The sequence below is a fragment of the Coleofasciculus sp. A1-SPW-01 genome (assembly GCF_040217205.1).
Classification (GTDB): Bacteria; Cyanobacteriota; Cyanobacteriia; order Cyanobacteriales; family Coleofasciculaceae; genus Coleofasciculus; species Coleofasciculus chthonoplastes_A.
Genome location: NZ_JAVJNP010000036.1, coordinates 1 through 24,468 on the forward strand (window position 1 = coordinate 1; position 24,468 = coordinate 24,468).

The 24,468-nt window shown below is 45.9% G+C and carries 23 protein-coding genes, 1 tRNA gene and 2 pseudogenes; 10 read left to right on the top strand and 16 right to left on the bottom strand.

Annotation, left to right across the window (positions count from 1 at the left end; genetic code table 11):
• A pseudogene (locus RH949_RS05980) lies at positions 1–155 on the top strand (type I restriction-modification system subunit M N-terminal domain-containing protein); the annotation flags it as partial.
• 74 nt (positions 156–229) lie between these two features.
• Here the strand turns inward: RH949_RS05980 and RH949_RS05985 are convergent.
• On the bottom strand, positions 230–1,156 hold the full coding sequence (locus tag RH949_RS05985; protein WP_446352218.1) for a S1 family peptidase: 927 nt from the start codon (positions 1,154–1,156) through the stop codon (positions 230–232).
• 98 nt (positions 1,157–1,254) lie between these two features.
• Here RH949_RS05985 and RH949_RS05990 point away from each other — a divergent pair.
• A pseudogene (locus RH949_RS05990) lies at positions 1,255–1,461 on the top strand (type I restriction enzyme endonuclease domain-containing protein); the annotation flags it as partial.
• Between the two features lie 65 nt (positions 1,462–1,526).
• Here RH949_RS05990 and RH949_RS05995 read toward each other — a convergent pair.
• Together RH949_RS05995 and RH949_RS06000 are read right to left on the bottom strand one after the other, a co-directional pair.
• Positions 1,527–1,868, bottom strand: a complete 342-nt coding sequence (locus RH949_RS05995; RefSeq protein ID WP_006105708.1) for a HepT-like ribonuclease domain-containing protein — start codon at positions 1,866–1,868, stop codon at positions 1,527–1,529.
• A 13-nt stretch (positions 1,869–1,881) separates the two neighbouring features.
• Positions 1,882–2,193: a nucleotidyltransferase family protein gene (locus RH949_RS06000; protein ID WP_446352219.1), complete on the bottom strand. Its 312-nt coding sequence runs from the start codon at positions 2,191–2,193 to the stop codon at positions 1,882–1,884.
• A 540-nt stretch (positions 2,194–2,733) separates the two neighbouring features.
• Between RH949_RS06000 and RH949_RS06005 the strand changes: the two genes are divergently transcribed.
• Positions 2,734–4,554 carry a serine/threonine protein kinase gene (locus RH949_RS06005; protein ID WP_446352220.1) on the top strand — a complete coding sequence of 607 codons (1,821 nt, stop codon included), beginning with the start codon at positions 2,734–2,736 and terminating at the stop codon, positions 4,552–4,554.
• Positions 4,555–4,752: 198 nt separating this feature from the next.
• Here the strand turns inward: RH949_RS06005 and RH949_RS06010 are convergent.
• From RH949_RS06010 to psb28, 3 genes are all read right to left on the bottom strand, one after another.
• A tRNA-Glu gene (locus RH949_RS06010) sits at positions 4,753–4,825 on the bottom strand.
• Positions 4,826–4,904: 79 nt separating this feature from the next.
• A complete protein-coding gene (locus tag RH949_RS06015) occupies positions 4,905–5,408 on the bottom strand; it encodes a MogA/MoaB family molybdenum cofactor biosynthesis protein (protein WP_044210816.1) in 504 nt (167 codons plus the stop codon).
• A 124-nt stretch (positions 5,409–5,532) separates the two neighbouring features.
• Positions 5,533–5,868, bottom strand: a complete 336-nt coding sequence (psb28, locus tag RH949_RS06020) for a photosystem II reaction center protein Psb28 (RefSeq protein WP_446352221.1) — start codon at positions 5,866–5,868, stop codon at positions 5,533–5,535.
• A 533-nt stretch (positions 5,869–6,401) separates the two neighbouring features.
• Here psb28 and trpS point away from each other — a divergent pair.
• The 4 genes from trpS (at position 6,402) to RH949_RS06040 (ending at position 11,322) form a co-directional block, all read left to right on the top strand.
• Positions 6,402–7,412, top strand: coding sequence for a tryptophan--tRNA ligase (gene trpS / locus RH949_RS06025; RefSeq protein WP_446352222.1), 1,011 nt, complete (start codon positions 6,402–6,404; stop codon positions 7,410–7,412).
• Between the two features lie 142 nt (positions 7,413–7,554).
• A complete protein-coding gene (locus RH949_RS06030) occupies positions 7,555–8,460 on the top strand; it encodes a methylenetetrahydrofolate reductase (RefSeq protein ID WP_446352223.1) in 906 nt (301 codons plus the stop codon).
• Between the two features lie 327 nt (positions 8,461–8,787).
• A complete protein-coding gene (locus tag RH949_RS06035; protein WP_446352224.1) occupies positions 8,788–10,410 on the top strand; it encodes a mucoidy inhibitor MuiA family protein in 1,623 nt (540 codons plus the stop codon).
• 114 nt (positions 10,411–10,524) lie between these two features.
• The gene (locus RH949_RS06040) at positions 10,525–11,322 is read left to right on the top strand and encodes a hypothetical protein (RefSeq protein WP_446352225.1); all 798 of its coding nucleotides are present in this window, start codon (positions 10,525–10,527) and stop codon (positions 11,320–11,322) included.
• A 213-nt stretch (positions 11,323–11,535) separates the two neighbouring features.
• Here the strand turns inward: RH949_RS06040 and RH949_RS06045 are convergent, their stop codons facing one another.
• From RH949_RS06045 to RH949_RS06055, 3 genes are all read right to left on the bottom strand, one after another.
• Positions 11,536–12,711 (bottom strand): DNA cytosine methyltransferase, encoded by a 1,176-nt coding sequence (locus tag RH949_RS06045; protein ID WP_446352226.1) that lies wholly within the window; start codon positions 12,709–12,711, stop codon positions 11,536–11,538.
• A gap of 278 nt (positions 12,712–12,989) precedes the next feature.
• Positions 12,990–13,151, bottom strand: a complete 162-nt coding sequence (locus RH949_RS06050; RefSeq protein ID WP_006105698.1) for a hypothetical protein — start codon at positions 13,149–13,151, stop codon at positions 12,990–12,992.
• Between the two features lie 107 nt (positions 13,152–13,258).
• Positions 13,259–14,635, bottom strand: coding sequence for a cytochrome P450 (locus RH949_RS06055; protein WP_446352227.1), 1,377 nt, complete (start codon positions 14,633–14,635; stop codon positions 13,259–13,261).
• A gap of 143 nt (positions 14,636–14,778) precedes the next feature.
• Between RH949_RS06055 and RH949_RS06060 the strand changes: the two genes are divergently transcribed.
• Positions 14,779–15,834 (top strand): GHMP family kinase ATP-binding protein, encoded by a 1,056-nt coding sequence (locus RH949_RS06060; protein ID WP_446352228.1) that lies wholly within the window; start codon positions 14,779–14,781, stop codon positions 15,832–15,834.
• A 246-nt stretch (positions 15,835–16,080) separates the two neighbouring features.
• Here RH949_RS06060 and RH949_RS06065 read toward each other — a convergent pair whose 3' ends face one another.
• On the bottom strand, positions 16,081–16,995 hold the full coding sequence (locus tag RH949_RS06065; protein WP_446352229.1) for a glycine betaine ABC transporter substrate-binding protein: 915 nt from the start codon (positions 16,993–16,995) through the stop codon (positions 16,081–16,083).
• A gap of 109 nt (positions 16,996–17,104) precedes the next feature.
• The gene (locus RH949_RS06070) at positions 17,105–18,811 is read right to left on the bottom strand and encodes an ABC transporter permease (protein ID WP_446352230.1); all 1,707 of its coding nucleotides are present in this window, start codon (positions 18,809–18,811) and stop codon (positions 17,105–17,107) included.
• 303 nt (positions 18,812–19,114) lie between these two features.
• On the opposite strand from RH949_RS06070, the gene leuB reads away from it, so the two are divergent.
• Together leuB and RH949_RS06080 are read left to right on the top strand one after the other, a co-directional pair.
• Positions 19,115–20,206, top strand: a complete 1,092-nt coding sequence (gene leuB / locus RH949_RS06075; RefSeq protein WP_006105770.1) for a 3-isopropylmalate dehydrogenase — start codon at positions 19,115–19,117, stop codon at positions 20,204–20,206.
• Between the two features lie 89 nt (positions 20,207–20,295).
• Positions 20,296–20,562 (top strand): hypothetical protein, encoded by a 267-nt coding sequence (locus tag RH949_RS06080; protein ID WP_044210808.1) that lies wholly within the window; start codon positions 20,296–20,298, stop codon positions 20,560–20,562.
• A gap of 179 nt (positions 20,563–20,741) precedes the next feature.
• On the opposite strand, the gene RH949_RS06085 is transcribed toward RH949_RS06080, so the two are convergent.
• The 5 genes from RH949_RS06085 to RH949_RS06105 all read right to left on the bottom strand — a co-directional run bounded on the left by RH949_RS06085 (position 20,742) and on the right by RH949_RS06105 (position 24,461).
• On the bottom strand, positions 20,742–21,410 hold the full coding sequence (locus tag RH949_RS06085) for a HupE/UreJ family protein (protein ID WP_052307579.1): 669 nt from the start codon (positions 21,408–21,410) through the stop codon (positions 20,742–20,744).
• 256 nt (positions 21,411–21,666) lie between these two features.
• Positions 21,667–22,776 (bottom strand): TRAP transporter substrate-binding protein, encoded by a 1,110-nt coding sequence (locus RH949_RS06090; RefSeq protein WP_006105717.1) that lies wholly within the window; start codon positions 22,774–22,776, stop codon positions 21,667–21,669.
• Between the two features lie 53 nt (positions 22,777–22,829).
• Positions 22,830–23,093, bottom strand: a complete 264-nt coding sequence (locus RH949_RS06095; RefSeq protein ID WP_446352231.1) for a hypothetical protein — start codon at positions 23,091–23,093, stop codon at positions 22,830–22,832.
• Positions 23,094–23,103: 10 nt separating this feature from the next.
• Positions 23,104–23,523 (bottom strand): hypothetical protein, encoded by a 420-nt coding sequence (locus RH949_RS06100; RefSeq protein ID WP_446352232.1) that lies wholly within the window; start codon positions 23,521–23,523, stop codon positions 23,104–23,106.
• Between the two features lie 110 nt (positions 23,524–23,633).
• On the bottom strand, positions 23,634–24,461 hold the full coding sequence (locus RH949_RS06105) for a tetratricopeptide repeat protein (RefSeq protein ID WP_446352233.1): 828 nt from the start codon (positions 24,459–24,461) through the stop codon (positions 23,634–23,636).
• Positions 24,462–24,468: the final 7 nt, after the last annotated feature.

Here is a 24,468-nt window from a genome sequence, read left to right on the forward strand (position 1 = left end):
GCAATGGCGCTAAATTATGCTTTGAACAAACCCTGTGGACAGCAGCGGATAAACTACGCGGTCTTATGGATGCGGTCGAATACAAGCACGTTGTTCTGGGGTTAATATTCCTCAAGTATATTTCCGATGCGTTTCAGGAACAATATCAGTTTCTGAGTGTGTAAATTCCGGGGGCGCTTGTCGCCCCCGGAACCCCTCAACTCAAGCGAGGAAAGATGCTAGCAACACCTTAAAAAGGAAGACGAATACGGCGAATTCTGTCAACAGTATCAAGTGCCCGATTCACCGTGTTTAAGGTATTGTTGATGTCGTCAATTTTATCGCGGGAGTCTGGTTTACCACTCGCTTGATAAGGTGCCCCTAATTCTGGTGCTGGGGAATTCTCCACTTTTACACCTAGAAAAATGCCAGCTTGAGGGGCAAGTTGTAAATAAGTGTTGATGGGAATAGCATAATTAAAACCAGGTTTAATTAGACTGGCAACTCTAGCTGCTGCCTCCGGACTCATTCCCTCAGAACCAGCAAGTCGTCTGGCATCTTCTGTGTCGCCTCGACCATGAATAGCAATGACGCGACCACCAGCATCAAAGACAGGTCCCCCACTCATACCTTGGCGAGTAACATTAGTGTAAATCATTTGGTAGCCATACACTGGCTCTGTTAAAAATCCGGAAATACGACCATCGGTAAATTGACGAATAAGTTGTCCACTGTGTCCTGGTGCAGGCCAACCGGAAACAAAAACATCTTGACCTTCACTGCTAAGTTCAGAATTTGCCAAGGTAGCAACCTGGTAATTTTTGTCGCTAGTGAATTCCACTAAAGCTAAATCAACATCGGGTAAAAATTTAACTTTATTAAGAGGTATTTCGTAAACTTCTTTGTCGGGGGCAACAAGTAAAGCTTTATCCAAACCATACATTACATGCACATTGGTTAATGCATAGTAGGTATTGCCATCCTTGGCAATAATTACACCAGAACCATGTCCTTGGGCGTTGCCCTGTTGTCCTACAATTAACACAGTCACAGCGCGCGCTACTTCATTGACTTGGGTGCCAGTTAGGGCTTGAGCATTTGGGGGTAAAGTAATAACAATTGCACTAGTGATGGCAGTACCAGCAAGTAAGGCAGACAATTGATGGTTAAATTTCATCTAATTTTGAGTTTACTGAAAGGAGAGATAGAATTTTGGTGTTGGCTTCCTTCTAGAAGCCATCGCCCATAATGTTATCATGTTTTACAGCGATTTGAAGCAGCTTAGATGAAGCGATCGCGATTCGGGATGAAGTCGGCTTTTTCCAAGCGATTCGAGCTGCCATGGCAAAACATACCACAACTGGAGGCAAAAGTCCAGAATATTTAGATGCCGCCGTGCGCCAAATTGTCTCCAAAGCCGTAGCATCAGAACAAGTCATCGATTTATTCGCCGCCACGACGCCTCAGAGAATGAGCATCAGCGCTTCTGTCAAAGTTGTGGCTCACAATTGCTGCTGAATAGATTCCTCCTATTTTTTCGCACATCCTTACTCATTGAAGTGATCGCGGGCGATCGCTTCGATAGCGGCTTCAAGGTTTGATAAATCCCGTGTGACGACATCCCAGACTGTATCAGTATCAATTTCCATATACTGATGTGCCAAAAAATTACGAAACGATTTGATTCCATTCCAATCGACTTCAGGATGTTCATCTTTCCAAGCCTGGGGTAATAGACTGGTGGATTCTGCCAAGGTTTGTAGATTGTACAATGTTGCTTTGATCAGAACAATATTTTTCTTAAATTCCGTTTCTCCTTGGAGCGTCCACTGGCGAATTTCCGAGATAGCATTGCGAATGTAGATAAGATGGTTGACGGCTCTACTCATGCTTTACATTCATTTATAATTCGATCGCCTCTTGGAATACATTCTCAGCAATTAGTGGACTTAAACCCCGAACAGTTGTAATGTCCACCTTACTGTTCAAGAAAGACTCTAAATCATTGATTAATCCCCCTGGAAACCAAGCACTCGTGCAGTTTCGATCATAATCAATCAAAAAATCAATATCGCTCTTATCGGTTGCTTCTCCCCGTGCGACAGAACCAAATACCCGTACACTATGAGCGCCATGTTTGGCAAAAATGGCAAGTAATTCATCCCGGCGTTCTTGTAAGTCTTGAATCGTTCGGATTGCGGTTGAGCAGCCCATATTCACTCCTTATCGTAATCTGTAAGGGTACGGCAATGCCCATTAGTGTCAACTTAAGGTAGAAAACCAATGCTGGCAAGGTTTTAAACCGTGTCTAAGCTTTTATGCATTTAAATTGGGTATTAGTAGCGAGCAAGATGCTCGCACTACAAGGATTTCACCATTATTGACATTAAGGTTTAAATGCCGAACAGCTTATCTACTCCTCAACATTTTCCCCCTCATCCCCTAACCCCTTCTCCCACCGTGGGGAGAAGGGGAACCAGACTCTCTTACTCCCCTCTCCCCTGCCATAAAAGCGAAGCATCCTTAGTCATCCCCCCTCTTGTAGGGGGGAACGAGGGGGGTTGGGAGAGGGGCTGGGGGTGAGGGGTTGAGCTTAAGTTGACACAGGTGAGCAATGCCATACCCCTACATCAATGGTACGCTGTGGGACAGATAGCGGCGGGTTCCCCCGGCTGTTGAATCGTAAACGGTGAGGGGTTAAACCCGATTCATTTATAGTGAGATAGGTAGACTGTCGCTATTCTATCGCCACCTATGCCCCTTTGCATTAACCCCACCTGTCCAAAACCTGACACCTCCGAGAATGAGCATCAGCGCTTCTGTCAAAGCTGCGGTTCAGAGTTGCTGCTGAATGGGCGTTATCGGGTGATGCGCCTGATTAGTGATAAGAGTGGCTTTGGCAATATCTACGAAGTCTACGAAGGAAGTACACCTAAAATCCTGAAAGTTCTCAAGGATCATCTTAACAGTGACGCCAAGGCGGTGGAACTGTTTGAACAAGAGGCGGTGGTGTTAGGGCGACTGAACCATCCTGGTATTCCGCAAGTGGATAGTTCGTTCCTCTATCAGACGCGGAATGGGTTGGGGTTGCACTGCTTAGTGATGGAAAAGATAGAGGGACCCACCTTAGAGCAGTGGTTAGAACAACAGCACAATCGACCCATTTCTGAAGCGCAAGCGATCGCGTGGTTAAAACAGCTTGGGATTATTCTACAGCTTATTCATGATCAGCAGTACCTGCATCGGGATATTAAACCCTCTAATATTATGCTCCGCCCTGATGGGCAGTTGGTGTTAATTGATTTTGGTACAGCGCGGGAAGTTACCCGCACCTATCTGGCGAAAGTGGGCGCAGGTGGCGGGATTACAGCGATTATTTCATCTGGGTATACCGCCCCCGAACAAATCAATGGGGAAGCGGTAAGACAATCGGATTTCTTTGCTTTGGGACGTACTTTCGTCTTTTTGTTAACCGGACATCATCCCAGCCAGTTGTATGATGCTCAAACGGATACACTAAACTGGCGTAATCACACCACCGGGATTTCCCCAAACCTATTGCAGTTAATCGATGAGTTGATGGCGCGACAGGTTCGCGATCGCCCGCCAACTGCCCAAGCTATTTTACAACGCCTAGACGCCTTAGAGCATCAACCCGCCACATTGACCGAAACCCTGAAAGTGGGAGTCGCTCCCCTCCCTCAATCCGAACCCACCCCAGAACGCCACTCTGGGCGCTGGCAAGTGGTGATTTTAGTGTTAGCAATACTGGTTATTTTAGGGATTGGAATTATCGGTTCAGGCGGGTTAAATTCTCAATGGGTTTGGATATTTACCCCAGCGCAAGCACCGCAACGAAAGGGAGATGTGGATTATTTTCCTTACGTGGAGGGAGCCGATAGTGAAGGGAGAACGGCTGAATTTAGTGTAGCCGTACTGTCGCGGGAATATAAATGGAAACTGGGGAGTACGTTTCAAGTTAACTATAATCAGCAGATGATCCCTATTGATGCGTTACGGTCAAATTTGGAGGAGGAAGGGATACAGAGTCTGATGGAAAATCCCAGTGAAATTATTTCGGTGGGAACTGCTTCCTGTGAAGGAACTCCCGTGGGAGAAGAACAGCGAGCCTTTCAACGCGCCGAGCAAATCCAACTGTTAGCCAAAAAGTTATTTCGGGATGTAGCCTCAGTCGAAAATTATCGCCTATTAAATTTGGGTCAATTTAACGGAGACAATTGTCAGCCGGATCAAGATGCCACGTCTTACCAACGGAGTATGATTATTATCGGCGTGAAAAATAAAACCCCTGGTGTGATTGTCGATGAAGCCTTGCGATCGCGCTTGGAACAGACACCCTTTGGGGATTTTCGCCTAGAGGATTACTCCCTGGGTTCGCCTGAGCGGTTTCAAACCATATCCAGTCAGCTAGAGAATCCGGAAACGCCGGAAACGCCAGATACACCAGATACACCAGATACACCAGATACGCCGGAAAACCAGGAGACACTGGAAACACCAGAGACACCGGAAACGCCAGAGACACCGGAAATACCAAAAACGCCAGAATTGTAGGCGTGATAAGTAGCTAAGACAGGTTAGGAAATTCTTGACTGTTAAGAGTTGACTAACTGATGTCCTGTCCGTACCTCGTAGTGCTATAAAGGCGGATTTGGTATAAACTCCAGTTCCAAGCCACAACGCCAAAAAAAAATAGTACACAAAAAAATAGTAGAGGCGTTAACTGTAACGCCTCTACCTTTAATCTTTTAATACCCCCAAGGGAATTCGAATCCCTGTCGCCTCCGTGAAAGGGAGGTGTCCTAGGCCTCTAGACGATGGGGGCTTGTTTCTCAGACCTTAATAAATATAACGAACATTTTTGGGCTTGTCAACTCCTGAGCCAAAAAATTAATCGGGAAAATTTATTTCTCCAACTGAGTGACCAGATGAATCAACTCTGGTAGAATAAGCTTCTCCATGGCAAGAGTGACCGCTCCCGTAGAACCAGGAAGGGAGAAAACTAGCTTACGGCGATACACTCCAGCGACAGCCCGTGACGCGATCGCGCGTGAGCCAATCTCTTGGTAACTGAGCCAACGAAAGACCTCACCAAATCCGGGTAAGGTCTTCTCTAATAAACTCGCTAAGGCATCATAGGTGGTATCTCGCGCCGCAATCCCTGTACCCCCGTTAACCACAACCGCCTGAATATCCGAACGCTGGGCGAGGACTTGCAGATACGTCTGAATCTGGTTCGGTTCATCCTTCAGAATCTCATAAGCGACAACCGCATGACCCGCATCACGCAGCAATTGCTGGATGCAGGAACCACTGCGATCAGAGTCGGGCGATCGCGTATCACTAACAGTTACCACCGCACAAGCGATCGATCTTGAGCCTATATTGGGATGAGGCTGATGAGTCATATCACATCCTCTATTTTCCCTAGAGGGACGGGTTTAGTACAGTTATCAGTTTTTCCCCCAGTGTTATCGGTGAAACCCGCCCCGAAAAAACGGGTGGAAAACTTCTGTCGTGGCTACTGGAGAATCAAGATTTACTGAATCCTAAACCATTCTCCTCAGCATAGCGCTCCATGAAACGCATAAAACGATCCCATTCGTCTTGCGATTTCATGATCACAATTGCTTCTAATGCCGTCGGTTGTCCATTGACAAATTTGCCTTTAACCTCTCGGCTAACTAGCTCTCCTTCTTCGTCCATCAGGTATATACCTGTTATTTCTTCACCATAGTTGCCATTAAGCGCCTTGGGATTATCAAAATAAAATGTTGCCGTACCATTGCTGCCATCACGAGAGCGAGTCAGGCGCACATCAGGTACAACTTCTTCGTCAATGCCTTTAATAAATTGAATTTTAGCCATGAGCCGTTCAATCAAAATTTAAGAAGGTTATCACCAATTGAATAATCAGCCGTGCTTGCCATTTGCACAACGACTGGAGTTGGAAATTTCCTCAAGGTGTGAATCCAGTTCTACGTCCAACCCCGAGGAACTGCTGCGTCTTGAGCTTCCAGACACTGATCACCGATTGTTTAATCTCCGCCCATCTAGTCCTACCTGAGAACAGCAAGCGATTTTGGCGTTTAGATTTCATAAGTGATTTTAGCAAAAACTTTACAATTAACAAAAAAATACCGTTTTCCTGCCATAACGACCGAGGTAATGGCAAAATTGATAGAGCAGATCATCAAAAAATTATCAATCGCCTCCTCATTGGCGTTAGCGTAGCTCGGTAAATCCTGGCTCACCTTACCCCCCTTAGAGGATACGGTTTTTCAGGTTCCTGCCAAAAATCTGCACCGTTTCACGGCGATTCCTCCAGCGCTTGACCCGAAAGCAGGTACAAGCCTGGGACTATCGCCACCTTTGCTCTTCCAAATCCTTAACCAATATCAATGGGCAAAAAGCGCGTTCTCTCTGGAGTTCAACCAACTGGCAATCTTCATCTGGGTAACTATCTCGGAGCAATCCGTAATTGGGTAGAAGCCCAGAGTCAGTATGAAAATTTCTTTTGCGTCGTCGATTTACACGCGATTACGGTTCCCCATAATCCAGCAACTCTAGCCACCGATACCTACACCATCGCGGCGCTATATCTAGCCTGTGGCGTGGATTTGAACGATTCAACGATCTTTGTTCAATCTCACATCCCCGCTCACTGTGAACTCACCTGGCTGTTTAACTGCGTCACGCCTATAAATTGGCTGGAACGGATGATTCAGTTTAAAGAAAAGGCGGTGAAGCAGGGCGAAAATGTTAGTACGGGTTTACTAGACTACCCGGTGCTGATGGCAGCCGATATTTTGCTGTATGATGCCGATTTAGTACCCGTAGGAGAAGACCAAAAGCAACATATCGAACTGACTCGTGATATAGTGATTCGGATTAATGACCAGTATGGCAGCAAGAAAAAGCCTGTGCTGAAACTGCCCGAACCCTTAATCCGCAAAGAAGGAGCGCGGGTGATGAGTCTCACCGATGGCACTAAAAAAATGTCCAAATCTGACCCCTCGGAAATGAGTCGGATTAATCTGCTGGATTCTCCAGAGGAGATTCAAAAGAAAATTAAGCGCTGTAAAACTGATCCGATTAAGGGGCTAGAATTTGATAATCCAGAACGTCCAGAGTGTCATAACTTGCTCACGCTTTATACCCTGCTTTCGGATAAAACCCAGGAAGCTGTCGCCGCCGAATGTCAGGATATGGGGTGGGGACAGTTCAAAACGGTGTTAAGTGAGGCAACGATTGAAGCTCTTAAACCGATTCAGCAAAATTATCAAGCCGTGATCGAAGATAAGGGTTATCTAGAGTCAGTCTTACGTCAAGGGCGGGAGAAAGCAGAAGCGATCGCTCTCTCAACCCTATCCAGAGTCAAGGCAGCTATGGGCTATTCTACACCTCTGTAGAGACGTGCCATGGCGCGTCTGGGAGATGAGGGGAATGAGGGGGATGAGGGAGCAACGAATGACAAATGACGAATGACGAATGACAAATGACGAATGACGAATGACAAATGACAAATGACGAATGACGAATGACAAATAACAAATGACAAACCTTACTCAACCCTCGTTCCGAGACGCGGTTAAATCAGGGGAATTCTTAATTACGGCAGAGGTTAGCCCCCCCAAGGGAGGTGACGCTAGCCAGATGATTAACTTGGCAAAACCACTGAAGAATCGTGTCCATGCCGTTAATCTTACCGATGGATCTAGGGCAGTGTTGCGGATGTCTTCTTTAGCCGCTGCCGCTATTTTAGTCCAACATGGGATAGAACCGATCTGTCAGATGGCTTGCCGCGATCGCAATCGATTGGGGTTACAGGCGGATCTGATGGGGGCGCAGGCTTTGGGTATTCGTAACATTCTTGCCCTCACGGGTGATCCGGTAAAAGTCGGTGATCATCCTGACGCCAAGCCCGTTTTTGATCTAGAATCAGTACGTTTGCTCCAGCTAATCAGTAAACTCAATAACGGTTTCGATGCTAATGACAAGCCATTGTCGGATGGAAAGACAGAGTTATTTGCTGGAGCCGCCGTTGACCCTCAGTTAAAAAGTTGGTCTGGATTACAACGTCGGTTTGAGCGTAAACTAGAAGCGGGTGCCCAGTTTTTCCAGAGTCAACTGATTGCTGATTTCCAGCGGCTGGAAATGTTTATGGATAAGATTGCGGCTGACACCGATAAGCCGATTTTAGCGGGGATATTTTTGATTAAATCGGCGAAAAATGCTCGATTTCTGAATAAATACGTTCCCGGTGTTAATATCCCCCAATCAATTATCGATCGACTGGCAGAAGCCGCCGATCCACTGCAAGAAGGGATGAAAATTGCCGCTGAACAAATCAAACTCGCGCAACAATTGTGTCAGGGTGTGCATATTATGGTGATTAAGCGAGAAGATTTGATTCCCCAGATTCTGGATTTAGCGGAAATCCAACCTCTGAATCGGTAAAATGAATTTCATAGACCGAAATGTTTTCGGTTGCGATCGCGATTTTCTAGATGTGCCATGGCACGTCTGGGAGTAGGGAAAGAGACAGTAATCGTGATTAAGAGTAGGTCTTTCAGCATTCGTCAGGAGATATTGGCTGATAGAGTGGGCAATGGCTCACCTTCCAGGCAATGTCCTGATTGACCGACTGGGAATAAGGATAAATCAGGTGTAGCTAAAACGTCAAAAATCATCCATTGAACAGCAAGGGTGTTGACGTTTAATTTTTGGGTTTATATTCAAGCTCTGAACTAAGGTTAGGGGCTTGATTTGAGGACAAAGGAACGGATGAATAAGACGGTAGATACCGAAATTTGTAACGTTACAGTGTATGATAACCAGGCGCTAGTCACGCGCCGAGGGGTTGTGCAGCTAACGGGTGAGGAACGGGAACTGGTGATTGCTAATTTGCCCGTAACCCTGCTGAGTGAGTCCGTTCAGGTGTCGAGTACGGGTCATGCAGGGGGGCGATTATTGGAGGTACGGACGGAAAAAAACAGCACTCGTGAAGGGACTCATCCCAAAGTTAGCCAACTGTCTGAAGAAATTGGTCAGTTAGAAGATCAAAGACGTCAGGGACAAGATATGCTGACGTTGCTGAATTTACAGCGGAATTTTATCAAAAATTTAGGCAATCAGTATCTAGAACGCTTGACAAAATCCCAAAATCCTGAACCGTTAAACTTGACTCAAATCGGGGAATTGCTGGATTTTGTCGGAGAACGGTGGCAGAATTTATCGGGTGCGATCGCGCAACAGGATCAGGAGCAGAAACAGGTTAACACTCAGTTGCAGGCGGTGCGAGGGCAGTTTCAGCAGCTCTCTACTCCCCAGATTCATGACAGTTTTAATATCATTGTCACCCTAGAACCAGTGGGGGCGGGTGAATTGGCGATGGAGGTTTCTTATAGGGTTAAGGGAGCAAGTTGGGAACCTGTCTATGATGTCCATTGGCAAGATAGCCAGCAAACCGCCCGACTCAGTTACCTGGCTCAAATTACCCAAAACACAGGTGAGGATTGGTTAGGTGTAGCGCTTACCCTTTCCACCGCTCAACCGGGGGTAGGGCGGCAAATTCCCCCAATTACGCCTTGGTATATTGATCTGCAACAGCCTAGCGCTTTGGCAAATCGGACAACAACCAACCCAAAGGAGCATAACGCACCTCGCCCCACATTGGTGAATATGCCCTTTGCGGGGATAGCGCCAGAACCTGAACCGACGATAGATGACGAGTTAGAGCGGTTGAGAGCCCAAAAGGAACTGGAGGAAAGTCCGGGACAAAAGGGTATTGTGACGTTTACCCTTGACAGTAAAGCAACGATTCCCAGTGATGGGGTGAGTCACAAGGTTGCCATTTTCCACAGAGATGATTATCCCTGTAGGGCTGAGTATGTGGCGATGTCGCGCCAACTTAATTTTGCTTACCTGAAAGCAACGGTGATGAATCCCTTGAATGGCGTTACTTTATTACCGGGACAGATAACTATCTTTCGCGATAATACGTTTATTGGTACTAGCAAAATCCCAAATATTGCCCCCGGTCAAGAGTTTCAAATCGATTTAGGTGTGGACGATGGGTTGAAAATTGAGCGGTATTTGGTGGAACGACAGATGGATAAGAAGCTGATTGGCAATCAGCAGCGGGAAGCGGTGACGTATGGGTATCGGTTAACGGTGGCGAATTTACGGGAGCAAGATGTCCAGGTTAAGGTGATGGAACAACTCCCAGTAAGTTGTCATTCTCAACTCAAAGTTCGGCTCACTGATGCTAATCCTCATCTGGAAATCGGTGAGTTGGGCGTGTTGGAATGGTGGCTGACTTTGCCTTCCCTTTCGTGTCAGGAGTTGTCCTATCAGTTTACAGTGGAGTATTTGCCAGAATTTAGGGTGATCGGATTGGATGTTTAGCAATTTTTGTCAGCCACTTAATCACTCCCTAGCACTCTAAGGATCAATTATACGTGTGAATTTGGGGATAGTTTTGGAATACGAAGAAAGCACAATGATTATAAAGAAATATTTATGCCAAGCGAGTTAACTGCTGAGATTCTAAGACAACATTCTGTCAAGGAGCGGAAAGCCCTAATTTTAGAACACGCCTCTTTAATTGATGCTACTCACATAACAGATGAAAAGTTGCGTAAAGCCTACAAATTAGGGACAATTATTTCCTCATTATCAAAAGATTATTTTTACTACCAAATTGAACAAAACAATCAATTAGAACAACAATCTCAACTCATTCAAACGAAAACAGATGATTTTGCCACAAATTTTATTGACTGGTTAGAAAAAGACTTTGAAAATAAAAAACAAATACTTGATCGGCATCCTAACCCACGCAATCTATTTGAGCTATGCGGAGCAAAATTACTGGTGACAAGCAATTCTGTCACCAGAAGTCTCAGCACAAAAATGGGACGTCTTTGGGAAGAAATATCCAACATTAGTCCTTACGTCATTGTACCAGAGTTTGAATTTAATATTAAAATCACTGGTATTGATATCGTCATTTTTTCAAACGAAACAGTTTATCTTGCACAGTTAAAAACTCTAAAAGGTACATTAACAGGCTCCCAAAAAACCAGAGCTGAAAAGGAGTTAAGTATTCATGAAAACCCCCTATTTATAGCTGCCTTTGATTTGGGTCAATGGACATTCTCAAATAGCAGTCAAATTCCTCGAATCGCAGGTTCAGAATTTTGGCAGAAAATTTGTATGGATTATAATTTTGTTGAAAACCATGTCAGAACTATGTTGCAGAGAATTGACAAGGCTTTCTCTCAATTGGCTGCCAGCGAAACTTCAAATAATTCTTAACTTGATTAATCAGTGCAATGAGCTGATACAAAAGCTAATCTTATACCAAGTTGCAGTCTAAGGTAGAATCTGTCATGCTGAGCATAACGCAGTGAAACGGAGTGACGCGAAGCATCTGTCCAGATTCTTCGCTTCGCTCAGAATGACATGATAGAACGCAACTTTGTATTAGCCTTTTTTAATCACTGCTCTGTAAATGAAATGGCATAAATTTTATAAAGGGAAAAGTGAGAGTTGTTCAACGAGTTCTTTCCCTGGCGGTTTATCTCCTTGAATCAAACTGTAAAGATAAGTCCCAATGGCTTTTGCTAATCCAACAGGTACAGCATTCCCAATTTGTTTATACTTAGACGTTATTGAACCATGAAAAATCCAGTCGTCAGGAAAGGTTTGGACTATAGCACACTCTCGCACAGTCAAAGGACGCAGTTCGACAGGGTGACACATATCTGTGGCTTTTTGCTGTGGACTTGTCGTCACAGTAGGTGAAGGCTTATCCCAGGACAATCGCCTGTAAAATCCGACTTTACCACCCCCTGACTTGTAAGCGCCCCCCATTGCTTCTTCTTTCAAATTTTCGGGTAAATATCTCCAGTTTTGTCCTGATTTGAGGAGTCTCAAATACTTTAAGCGCTTTTCTGAGTAAGGTGTAAACTCTGGATTTTGTTCAACTAAATTTGTTAACGCATCTCGTAAAGTACGCCACTTGGGTAAATCTCTACCGCATTGAGAATGGGTAGCCAAAGGAAATGTAATAGATTCACTATCTCTGGAACCAATAAACACAACACGCTCTCTATTTTGGGGAACCCCATAATCGGCAGCTTGTAAAAGGTTGTACACCACCTTGTATCCAAGTTCGTGCATTTCTGCCAGTACCACCTGAAGGGCTGCACCTCTCATTTCGTCCGGTTCTAAAGGTGGATAATCTGCGCCCCGTTGGTTAATGGGTCGGTGACGAATAGCAGCAGAAAGTAACCCTTTCACATTCTCCATCACGAAAAATCGGGGTTGAATGTCTCGAACAACACGGACAAACTCCATAAATAAACTGCCACGAGGGTCTAAGACTGAAGCCCTTTTTCCTGCTGTGCTAAAAGGCTGACAAGGTGCGCCACCTACCACCAAATCCACCTCATTCGGGCGTAATGCTCTCTCCTTACCTAAAACTCGACCCCCTTCTAAAAGTAAATCTTGGGTACTGATTGTTTCAATTGCTCTTGGGATAGCACTTTCATGAAGATAGGGTCGGTTAAGGGCTATGGTTTTTACCGAATCACGGTCTTTCTCAACCACGCTTACGGTATGAAATCCGGCTAGCTCTAAACCTAGGTCTAAACCAAAAGCTCCTGAAAACAGAGAAATAGAAATAGCTTTGCCATCTATCATGGCTGTCACTCCTACGCTAAATTACCCTTCTTTTTTTACGCCTTATCGTCTCCCTGGGCGCTTTGTCGTTGTAGTTATTGTATTGTAATGGTTTCAGGCATTTTTATTCAGAGGCGACTAGATAAGCTGTCATGCATATAAATTAGGTATAGGTAGGGGCTGCTGAATAAGTCTTGTGGTGGGGAGGCTCGCACTACAAGGATTTCACCATTATTGACATTAAGGTTTAAATGCCGAACAGCTTAAGACTTCTAGTCCATTTTAATGGACTTAAGCTATTAGCCCGGAGTTTGAACTCCGGGCTTTTGCTTTATTGAGACATTACTATTGACAATCCGACGCTTGATCCGCTCGTTTAACTGAGGCGCGATCGCTTGAGCATCGGCTGGATCAATAAGCTGAAGAAAGAGACGCTGGGCATCAATGCTGGAGTTCTCCACCGTTAGCTTTTATTGTGTCCACCTACTTATTGTAAACTTAGGGTTAGCATTGTCTACCCTAAGTTGATCAGTAGCGTTGAAATGAATAATTCGAGAACAGTGTTCGATCAAACAGAAATGGTTTCCGGAGTTGGAGTCCTCTGAACCCGCTGACTTGTAACCACCAATTGCACATCAGTGGGGGCTGAAACTAATCCTCGACGTACAGGACGCACGGGACGGTTATTCGCTAGCGCTAATTCACAACTGGACAAAATCTTGGCGAGTACTATTTTCATTTCAAATTGAGCAAACGCCATACCAATACAACGCCGTGCGCCACCGCCAAACGGCAAATATTCATAAGGAGAAAAATGATGTTCGAGAAAACGTTCTGGCTTGAATTGTTTCGGTTCAGGGTATAAATCCTGCCGTTGATGGGTCAAATAGATGCAGCCCACCAAGACTGTATCGGGTTCAAGTTGATACCCCATTAACTCCACAGGCGATCGCACCACCCGTGGGAAGGTCAACATACCCACTGGGTAAATCCGCAGGGTTTCTGAGCAAACGGCATTTAAATAGGGCAAGCGAAACAGGGTACTGGGGTCTGGGTTATCTAAACTATCCAGTTCCTCTAACAGCTTCTGGCGTACTTCTGGCAGCTTGTGAATCCAGTACAACGCCCACGTTAGAGCCGTCGCTGTGGTTTCGTGACCTGCGACTAACAACGTCATTAATTCATCTCGTAACTCCGTATCAGTCATGGGTTGTCCCGCTTCATCACGGGCAGACATGAGCATACTCAAGATGTCTGTACGAGAGTCGTCCGGTTGGTCTCGACGTTCATTGATTTCATCATAGATGAGTTGGTCAATTTGCTGTCGTTGGCGCAAAAAGCGTCCCCAAGGACTCCATGCCCCTAAATCTTGTCGCAGGATGGGAAAATAAAGCGCACTGACCCTGCCAGGGGTACTGCTTTGGTCAAGCATCATACTTAGAAGTTGCTCAAGTTTATGGTAACGCTCTCCCTCATATAAGCCGAACACAGCCTGTAATATCACCCGTAGTGAGATTTGCTGCATGAACGAACGAACAGAGAAGGATTTCCCAACTTCCCACTGGTGTAAAACTTGCTCTGTGATCTCGGCAATTAATTCTCCATAAGCTTTCATTCGTTCTCCATGAAAGGGAGGCATCATGAGCTGACGCTGACGGCGATGAGACTTCCCACTTAAGGTGATCACCGATTGGTTACCCAACATGGGTTCAAATAGCTCATTGTACTCTCCAGAAGCATCAAACTCTTTTGTCTCGCTGGTTAAAATCTGCTGAAGCGCTTGGGGATTGCTAACAAAGACAAGAGGGGTAAATTTCTTGCCCAGCGGAACTGTAAAAATGTCGCCATAGTTTTGATTACAGGCTTCCATATAGGAAAATGGCTTGGCGATCCAGTGGATCATCTGTAACATAGCTGGAGCCTGCGGACCGTCTGGGAGTTGCATAGTAGCTTTTCCTTAGAGATTTTCTTCTTAAGATATCAGAGGTGCAACAAATTTGAATGGCACGACTAGAAGCGATCGCGCCAAGGTGTTAATCTCCAGAGTACTCTAGTTAATAGCGATCGCAATAATTATAGGGGTTATGAATGAAACTGTTTGTGCCAGGTCGCCTTTGTCTGTTTGGTGAACACAGCGATTGGGCGGGAGGCTACCGCCGCCTGAATCCTCAGCTTGAAAAAGGCTACACCATTATCACAGGAACCAACCAGGGACTCTATGCCAACGTCAAGCCCCACCCTAATCATTTCATTCTTCACGCTTCCCTGAGTGATGGTATTCGTCCAGAACCCATTCAGTTACCCATGGAACGCTCTGTTCTCCTTGCTGAAGCCCAAAAGGGAGGATTTTGCAGTTATGCGGCTGGCGTCGCTTATCATTTTCTTACCTATTTCCAAGTAGGTGGCGTAGAAATCGATAACTATCGCACTGATTTACCCATACAGAAAGGGTTATCATCCAGTGCCGCTATTTGCGTTTTAGTCGCACGCGCCTTTAATCATTTATATGATCTGAAAATGAATCGGCGAGGCGAAATGGAATATGCTTATCTGGGTGAGACAACTACACCCTCTCGCTGCGGACGTATGGATCAAGCCTGCGCTTATGGGAATCAACCAATTGCCATGATTTTTGATGGCGCATCGGCGGATATTATCGAGCTAAATGTTCCAAAAGATTTGTTTTTTGTCATTGTTGATCTGGGCGCGAGTAAAAATACCCAAGAAATTCTCAGTCGGCTGAATCAGTGTTATCCCTTTGGTACTGATAACGTACAGAAGAATGTACAGCACTATCTCGGCACTATTAGTTATCAAATTACTCAAGAAGCTGTTGAAGCACTGCAAGCAGGAGATGCTCCCAATCTGGGTCAGTTGATGACAAAGGCTCAAGCTGAATTTGATCGCTATCTCATCCCCGCTTGTTCCCAACAATTGATGGCTCCCGTTTTGCACCAACTGCTCAATTATGAGCCGATTCAACCTTATATTTTAGGGGGGAAGGGTGTAGGTTCTCAAGGTGATGGCACTGCCCAATTTATTGTAAAAAATAAGACTAATCAACAAAAAGTTATCCGAATTATTCAGCAAGACTTTCCCCAAATGCATCCCTTGACGCTAACTATTCATGCCAATTCCGAGTAGTCTTGACCCTTCACTTTGCTAGTTGGGCATTCTGATCATGAAAAAATATAAAAAATTACAACAAACGATTTAAGGTTCATTTAGTGCAAGCAATAAGCCTTGATAGGTAAAAAACTGACACAATAGCGAGCGAGACGCAAAGCCTGCGGCATGGCTTCGCTTAACGCACTACAACAACCTCTCCCTGTTCCTTGTTCTCTCCCCTCACCCCCATACTGATTCAGCAACCCTTAACTAGAGTTCACCCTAGTTATTAGATTCCAGGAATCCTTGTTCAATGAGAAACTCTTTCGCTACCTCACCCGGTTCCCGTTGTTTCCCAGTTACCTGGTAATTGAGACGTTGCATTGTCTCATCTGTAATTGTTGCCGAAAGCTTGTTGAGTATCGTGGCAATTTCTGGGTTTTCTTCTAGGACTTCCTGACGCACAACGGGCGCAACTTCATAAGGAGGAAAGAAGTTTTTGTCATCTTTAATTCTGACCAAATTGAGAGCGCTGACTTCTCCATCTGTAGCAAATCCAACGGCAATATCAGCTTGATCTTGAGCCAAGGCTTGATACCTCAATGCGGCATTCACGGCTTTATACTCTGCTAGTTTAAAATCACCGTACACTTGCTTCAGCCCGGATAATCCATCGGGACGCCCTTGGAACTCATAGGTGCCAACCATCTTCAGTTCATTAGCTTGAGGCACTATATCAGAAATCGTTTCAATTCCATACTGTTGGGCATCATCGGGCGTCATAAACAGCGTGTATGTATTATTCATGGGAGCGGGTTCCAGCCATTCTAAATTAAACTGTTCCGCATACTCCTGGGAAACGATTTCATAGACTTCTTGGGAATCGCTATTCCGGGGACGCTTCAAAATTGTGATCAATCCAGTCCCTGTATATTCTGGATATAAATCAATTTCTCCCGATTTGAGACTCTCATGAGTCACCTGAGTCCCCCCTAAGTTAAGTTTGCGTTCTACGGGAAAGCCTTCCTCTTCTAATACCAGCGCATACATTTCTCCTAAGATAAATTGTTCAGCAAAATCTTTTGAGCCAACTCGAATCGCTCCTGATTCTGCACTATTACCACCGCAACTGCTGAGGGTGGCGATCGCGAAAAGAGTTAGTAATGGTAGAATTACCAATTGACGGATTTTTTGCATTATGCAGGTTTTCTGGGTTTTCTTCCAAGGGTTTAGCCAACACAATTCTAGCTGTAGAGACGCGCCATGGCGCGTCTCTACAATACAATGAGGACCAATGATGATTCAATTACTGAATCTCTAAGGGCATTTGCCCAGATAGTAAGGCTTTGGTCGAAGACTCACCTGCTTTTTTCAACTGTCGCGTTAGTTGCAGATTCAACAAGACTAAAGCCAGGGATTGACCAACGAGGGCGAATAATACTGATGTTCCCGCCGTATATTCGATGCTAGCCCAAGGAAACGCCGAAAATAGCCATACCGCAGGTTTTACTAATGGGGACATGGACAAGACTTCCAGAATAATTGGCGGTAAGATAATCAGTCCACCAACCACCGTTGCAGCCCAAACCGCCCGCTTCGGTGTTTTCATCAACAGCATAAGCTGTCCAATTGAAGCATAGAAAACGATGAGACTGACAGTTACTAATAGTCCCAAAATCGCGGGTGTCTTGTATTCACTGGGCGACCACAGCAGAATCCATGGCAGTAAAATAGCAGACGCGATCGCTAAATTCAAGAAAATCGCCACAGGCGCTGGACTGGTTCTGCCCCAGATTAAGTCTGCCATAATTCCAGCCTTGCGGGACGAGCGTTTGGCATGGCGGTAACGCGCCCAATCTTGCATCGTTTGACGATGGGGACTCAACGCTGCAATTAACCCTAAAAATAGGATCAAGTTAAACACCAGCAGGATTTCTAGATTCTCAAACAATCCTTCAGCATAACTTTTCCATTCATGTACCTGAGGATTTAGGGCAAATCCGAGAATCATCACTTCAAAGCAAGCCGTTAACCGATAACTTTGTCGCTTACTCAGTAAGGTAGCCGTGGGATTGTGAAAATTTCGATTTAATCCCTGCCAAATCCAGTAACTCCATAAACCCGCATTGAGAATGGCAAATCCTGCCATCATCCAGATTGTCTGTCCGAGAGAGAGATAAAACCAACCCAAGTCCCAAAAATCACCGTTTGGATATGTATTAACGACATTGAGAGAACTCGAATCAATCAGGTACGGTAACAAAATTGCCGGATTAAATAAGGTCAGCCAATCCGTGGGGTCATGGTTCATACCCCCGTCAATAACGCTGGTGCTAATCGACAGGAATAGGAGAATTGCGCCACCCCCCAACCACGCTTGAAAACCGCCCAACCAATTACCGACTAAGCCAAAAAGTAACGCCCCACTGAAAAAGAATAGGCAACTAGCACCTAGAACCGTGTAGAACGCTAGAATTTGACTCAAAGCAATGTGACCTGCCAAACCCGCCACCAGATGCAAGGGCAAGGCGAGGGCGGCGACTAGATAAAGTAACAGGGGGACTCCCAATAATTTGCCGCCTAAAATACTCAGCGTTGAACCCGGAGTCAACCGTAGAAAATTCAGCGTACCCCGACGTTCTTCCTGAGACAAATCACTAATCAGCATATAAGTGCCCACGACTAACAGGGCAAAAATACCGATTAGGCTGAGTCCCAAAAATACATCCTGCCACCAGAGTGACCAATTGATCACAAATCCACCCAAACCATCGGATAGACAGGCGGGAATTGTAGAATATTCCTCAGTTGAACCTGTACAATAACGGTTGTAAACCATCATGGTATCTTTAGCTACGGGTAATTTACCCGCGAAAGCCATCAGCAGCAGTAACTGTCCCAGGAAAGACATGGGGACGGCAATTAAAATATTGCGGGGTTTAAGCCGTCCTTTGATTTCCCGAAATAACTGGGGATTCCATTCGCCCAGTTGGTTAACTAAATTCAGTGCCATCGTAATCTCAGTCTCCGTAGGTAAAAGCTTATAGTGTTCTAACTCGATAAGTTTTGTGCGTCCTCCAGTTCGTTCCCGATGAGCGAATACTCAACAACTCATCATTACAAGTCGTTCTTCTCCTTCTCAATTAATCACCTCTCCCCCAATCCCTAATCCCCATCTTCCCGACAAAATTCCAAAATTGAAACATTGATTCCGGTCAGGGGGGTCAATTAGCCGTTATCATAAGAGACTGCCTGGTCAGTCATAAGGTTCAGGTGTCCACGTTTTGAAATTGTCCCCAAGATTACACGATAAGTTATGGCACAGCAGCACTACCGCATTACCCTTTTGCCCGGTGATGGCATTGGTCCAGAAATTATGGCAGTCGCGGTAGATGTGTTAAAGGTGATTGGCGCACAGTTCGACCTTAGCTTTGAGTTCACTGAAGCCTTAATCGGAGGGGCGGCAATTGATGCTACTGGGGAACCCCTACCGACTGACACCCTGGAAAAATGTCGCCATAGCGACGCTGTTTTACTGGCTGCCATCGGCGGTTATCAATGGGATAACCTGCCGCGCCATCAACGCCCGGAAACGGGTTTGTTGGGATTACGAGCAGGATTAGGTTTATTTGCCAATTTGCGACCTGCCACCATATTACCCCAACTCATTGATGCCTCAACCTTGAAACGGGAGGTGGTTGACGGGGTGGATATTATGGTGGTGCGAGAATTGACAGGCGGGGTTTATTTCGGTCAGCCGAAGGGTATCTTTACCACTGAAACGGGGGAAAAGCGCGGTGTAAATACGATGGCGTATACCGAAGCCGAAATTGACCGCATTGGACGAGTGGCATTTGAAACCGCTCGCAAACGCCAGGGTAAACTGTGTTCGGTTGATAAAGCCAATGTTCTCGAGGTATCTCAATTATGGCGCGATCGCATGACTCAATTAGCGGCTGAGTATCCGGATGTGGAGTTATCTCATCTGTATGTTGACAATGCTGCCATGCAGTTAGTCAGGGCACCTAAGCAGTTTGATACGATTGTCACGGGCAATTTATTCGGAGACGTGCTTTCTGATGCGGCGGCGATGCTCACTGGAAGTATTGGCATGTTACCCTCTGCCAGTTTAGGGGAAAAAGAACCCGGCGTTTTTGAACCCGTTCACGGTTCCGCCCCGGATATTGCTGGACAAAATAAGGCAAATCCCTTGGCTCAAGTCTTGAGTACGGCAATGATGCTACGCTATGGGTTGAATCAACCAACGGCGGCTGACCAAATCGAGCAAGCCGTTTTTAAAGTTTTAGAGAAAGGTAACCGTACAGGGGATATTATGTCAGCAGGAATGACCCTTGTCGGTTGTCAGGAGATGGGAAATGCTTTGATTGAGATTCTCAAACAGCCATAAGTTAAATCAACCAGGAGCGCAGCGACTCGCTCTACAGCGAAACGTCCGACAAGAATCATGGTGGTGAATTAAACAATAGGGTTAGGCGGGTGGTATACACATCACAGCAATGGCAAGAAGAGTATCAAGACACTCGGACAGGGTTACCGATGTTGTTAGACCCGGGTCTTCTCAGAGCCGCTCGGCAGATATACCATACCTATTATGAAGTCCATCCCCATCTAACCCAACGTCCCATGGGTGTGGCAATTGACCGTTTTACCTATCGTGGCAAGTTGATTTTTCGGGCGAAACCGATTCTTTTACCGCAAGAGTGTTTTGTACCACTGAGTCAGCTTGAGGCGGAAATGTATTAGTCATTTGTCATTTGTCATTTGTCATTGGCAACCAGTGAAATGGTGCTTGACACTGCCGAAACGGTATGACCTGTTTTCCAACCTAAAACGATCATACCGTGAGAAATGTGAAGCCTCGCGTCTTAAGACCGAGGCGTAACATCAGCTCAGAATCCACTCTCTTTTAAGGAGTGGAGATGTCAACCGACAATGGCAGTTGCTAGGAACATGACTCCCACCGAGCAAATTGCCAAGCCGAAAACCCGCAGGATAGCCAATGCATTCTCACTCCATCGCTTGAGGATAAGTTGACTTGCCATCATCGCGCCGAAAGCAATAATCCCTTGAATGAGCGTAAATCCCAGCAGGTATGCCGCTATCGGATTCATCTCGGCACCAATAATGGCTTCTCCATAAGCATAACCATGAAACAATCCCGCGATCGCAGCCAGTCCAGTTAACACTTTATAATCTAGACGGTATTGCCCTATCAGCATTGCCCCAAACAAAACCACCGAAGCGGCAATTGCCAGTTCAGTCATCGGCAAATCAATCGCTAACAGGTGAATCCCTGTACCTACCATTGCCGTTAACAAAAAGGCAACCGGAATAAAACCACCCCGAACAAGATTCGCGGCTAATAAACCCACAGCCACAACAAACGCCAAATGGTCAAATCCGATAACTGGGTGCGCGAATCCAGAGAGCAACCCTTCCCAGACATTGGCAGGGGTTCTACCCCCAACCGGGTGGTGAGCGGCGGCACGTTCAGCCGCCCCTAAGACACCAATCCAAACCAACAGAGCAATCTGAACCCAGTCAAATCCTGGTTTTTTTAGAGTAGAGCGTTTTAACGGATAGTGCCGCATAGTAGACTGTTTAAACTTCAATCGTTCACACCTCATCAATGACATATTTGGGAAAGGCGGATTTATTATAGCGGTTCTCAGTGTCGGGGCGGGTTTAGTTTCATCTGGGATTAAGGATAGCTGGGGAAGCTGGAGGAGATGAGGGTGTCGCAACACTCAACACTCAAAACTAAGTCAGGGCGGGTTTTGCACAAACGTTACCACCAATAGCCAAGCTGAAAATCCCTAAACCCGCCCCTACACACTCAAAACTTCCTCATCCCTGATTTGCCATCACAAAATTAGAAAAACTGAGTTGATTTACCTGATGCCATTGGTAAATCTGTTCGCGAAAGCCCTTCCACTGCTCGTAAACCTCTTTAAACGTACTATCTTGAGCAGCATTCTCCTCATATATCTCAAAGGATGCCTTCTGAGCCGCTTGCATAATCTCTTGAGAATAGGGCGTCAGCTTCACCCCAGCCTCCAGCAGTTTTCCTAGGGCTTGTTGATTTAAGGCATCATACTGTGCCAGCATATTTAGGTTGGCGTCCATGGCTGCCGTTTTGAAGACTTCCTGATACTCTTTGGGCAATTTATCCCACTCTGCCTTATTCACTTGCACTTCTAAGGTTGCTCCTGGCTCCCACCAACCGGGATAGTAGTAAAATTGAGCCGCATCCTGCAAGCCCAGCTTCTCATCGTCATAAGGACCCACCCATTCAGCCGCGTCAATTGCCCCCCGTTCTAGTGCCAGGTAAATCTCGCCACCGGGTAAAACTTGGGCATTGACTCCTAACCGGGACATCACGTCACCCCCTAATCCAGGAATCCGCATGGTCAAACCCTGGAGTTCCGCCACTGAGTTAACTTCCCGCTTAAACCAGCCGCCCATCTGAGTTCCCGTATTCCCAGCCGGAAAGTTAATCACGCCGAAGTCACTATAAAGCTTGTGCATCGCCTCTAAACCACCACCATGGTATAACCAGGCATTCTGTTGTTGGGCGTCTAAACCAAAGGGAACAGCCGTGCCAAATGCCAAGGCGGGATTTTTGCCGATGTAATAATAGCTAGCGGTGTGACCACATTGCACCGTGCCAGTTTGTACTGCATCTAGCACCTGTAATCCGGGTACAATTTCACCAGCAGCAAAGGGCTTAATCGTGAACCGTCCATTGGTCATTTCACTGACACGCTGGCTGATGGTTTGGGCGCCGCCAAAAATAGTATCCAACGATTGGGGCCAACTCGTTGCCATGCGCCATCGAATTCTGGGTTGGCTAACGCTTTGCGCCCCTGAATTAGTGGCGGTTGGGCGACACCCCGCTAAGGCGGCGGTGCCTGTTGCACCAATAACAGCATTCCCGATAAATTTTCTGCGTTTCATATTCGTTATTTGTCATTTGTCATTTGTCATTTGTCCTTTGTCCTTCGTCATCCTCAAGGGAGCGCCAAGCAAGTTATATCATGTCCGGTTGAATACTCACATTTAGGTGGAGACAAGGCAGAAGGCAGAGGGCAGAGGGCTACCCGGTTTTCCAGACGTTCCGCCGGAACGTCTCTACCATAAGATGTGTTGTAAGCTGTCCTTAAAATTGCCTTTGCCCTAGAAATCCTCAAACTCCTAGCCGAACCACCGAGCAAGCGCCAGGATTGAGAGTATGTCGCGATCGCTCTAACCAACCGATTTGTTAACCTGGACAAGAAGAGACACTCATTCTATGATGTGAATAAGCTGATTTTTGGCGGGACGAAGCGGGGGCGCATAACCCCTACTCAGGTCAATTTGCTCGAAATACCCTTCGATACGGGCAAACAAAGCGGGGCTTTCTTCGATATCGATCTCGATAGTGTTAGTTTGGGTAAGAGTCGGGGAACAATATTGCGTTTTTTGTTCCTCACTCAAACCCTTCTCAGAGAGTCGCTGTAGGCGATCGCGATATTCTGCCAAGGTATTCTGACTGTTAGGATAATCTAGTATTGCATTGTCGAGAATCGCGATCGCGCCGTCCCAATCCTCGATACAAATAGCTTGATTCAATTGTCCCGTGGTATCTTGGGCTTGACTGGGTAAGCCAATCAAACTCGCCAGACTTCCCAGTAAAATACCGCTACAGAGTTGTTTCCAGTTCATTATTGTGTTTTTTAGTAATTGATAGTTTTGCCAGCTACAATCGCGAAAAAGTCAATTCCGCGATCGCGTCTGGGTTTGCCAATAGAGTATTTAAGTATCACTCACTATTGTTATCTATCGTCGTATAAGCAGCCAGCCTGGTGGAGTGATACACGATCGTTGTTTAAAGTAAGTTCAACCATCTCACTTTTAACGTTGCTAAAAGAAACGTTCAGCGTGCAATTATTAGGATCGGGATCGGTTGCTTCTGCAAACTGCCACTCATAATTAACCCAGTCTGTCTGCATTTCGGGTTCTCCTAATTCCTGCAAAAGCTGTTCTAAAACGGCTCGATCGTTCATACCTTTTTCAAAACGGACTGCAATCTCTTTAAACTCAGTCGCAGGAACAGGAGTGGTAATATCAACAGCGACACAGCGAGGATTGTTGTCTTCACAGTCCCTAATCTCATCAACATTCAAATTATCCAACTGGTCGTCAGAAAACTTGGCAGAGAGGAAATTGCCATGCTCATCTCTCCATATATATGAGGAATAAAGCCTATTTATTTTCCCCGGACGACCGATAATTGTAGCGACTTCAGCGTAGCTCATGCCAACGTCAATTTGCTGGGCATAGCCTTCTACACGATCGCTCAGAGGTGTTTCTTCAGTCTTGGGGAGCGATTCGTTAGTACAGTCATAATCTAATTGATGTACATCGCTTAACCCTGTTTCAGAAAGTTGTTGGAGGCGATCGCGATATTCTCCTAATGTAGTTTGACTGTTAGGATAATCTGAGATTAAATCGTCGAGCAGGGCGATCGCGCCGTCCCAATCCTCCATACAAATCGCCTGATTGAGTTGATCAGTTGTGTCGTGGGCTTGACTTGGCGATTCCTGACAACCCAGGAGTCCTGCGATTAAAATTCCCGTAAGGTAAGGTTTCCAGTTCATCATTGCGTTT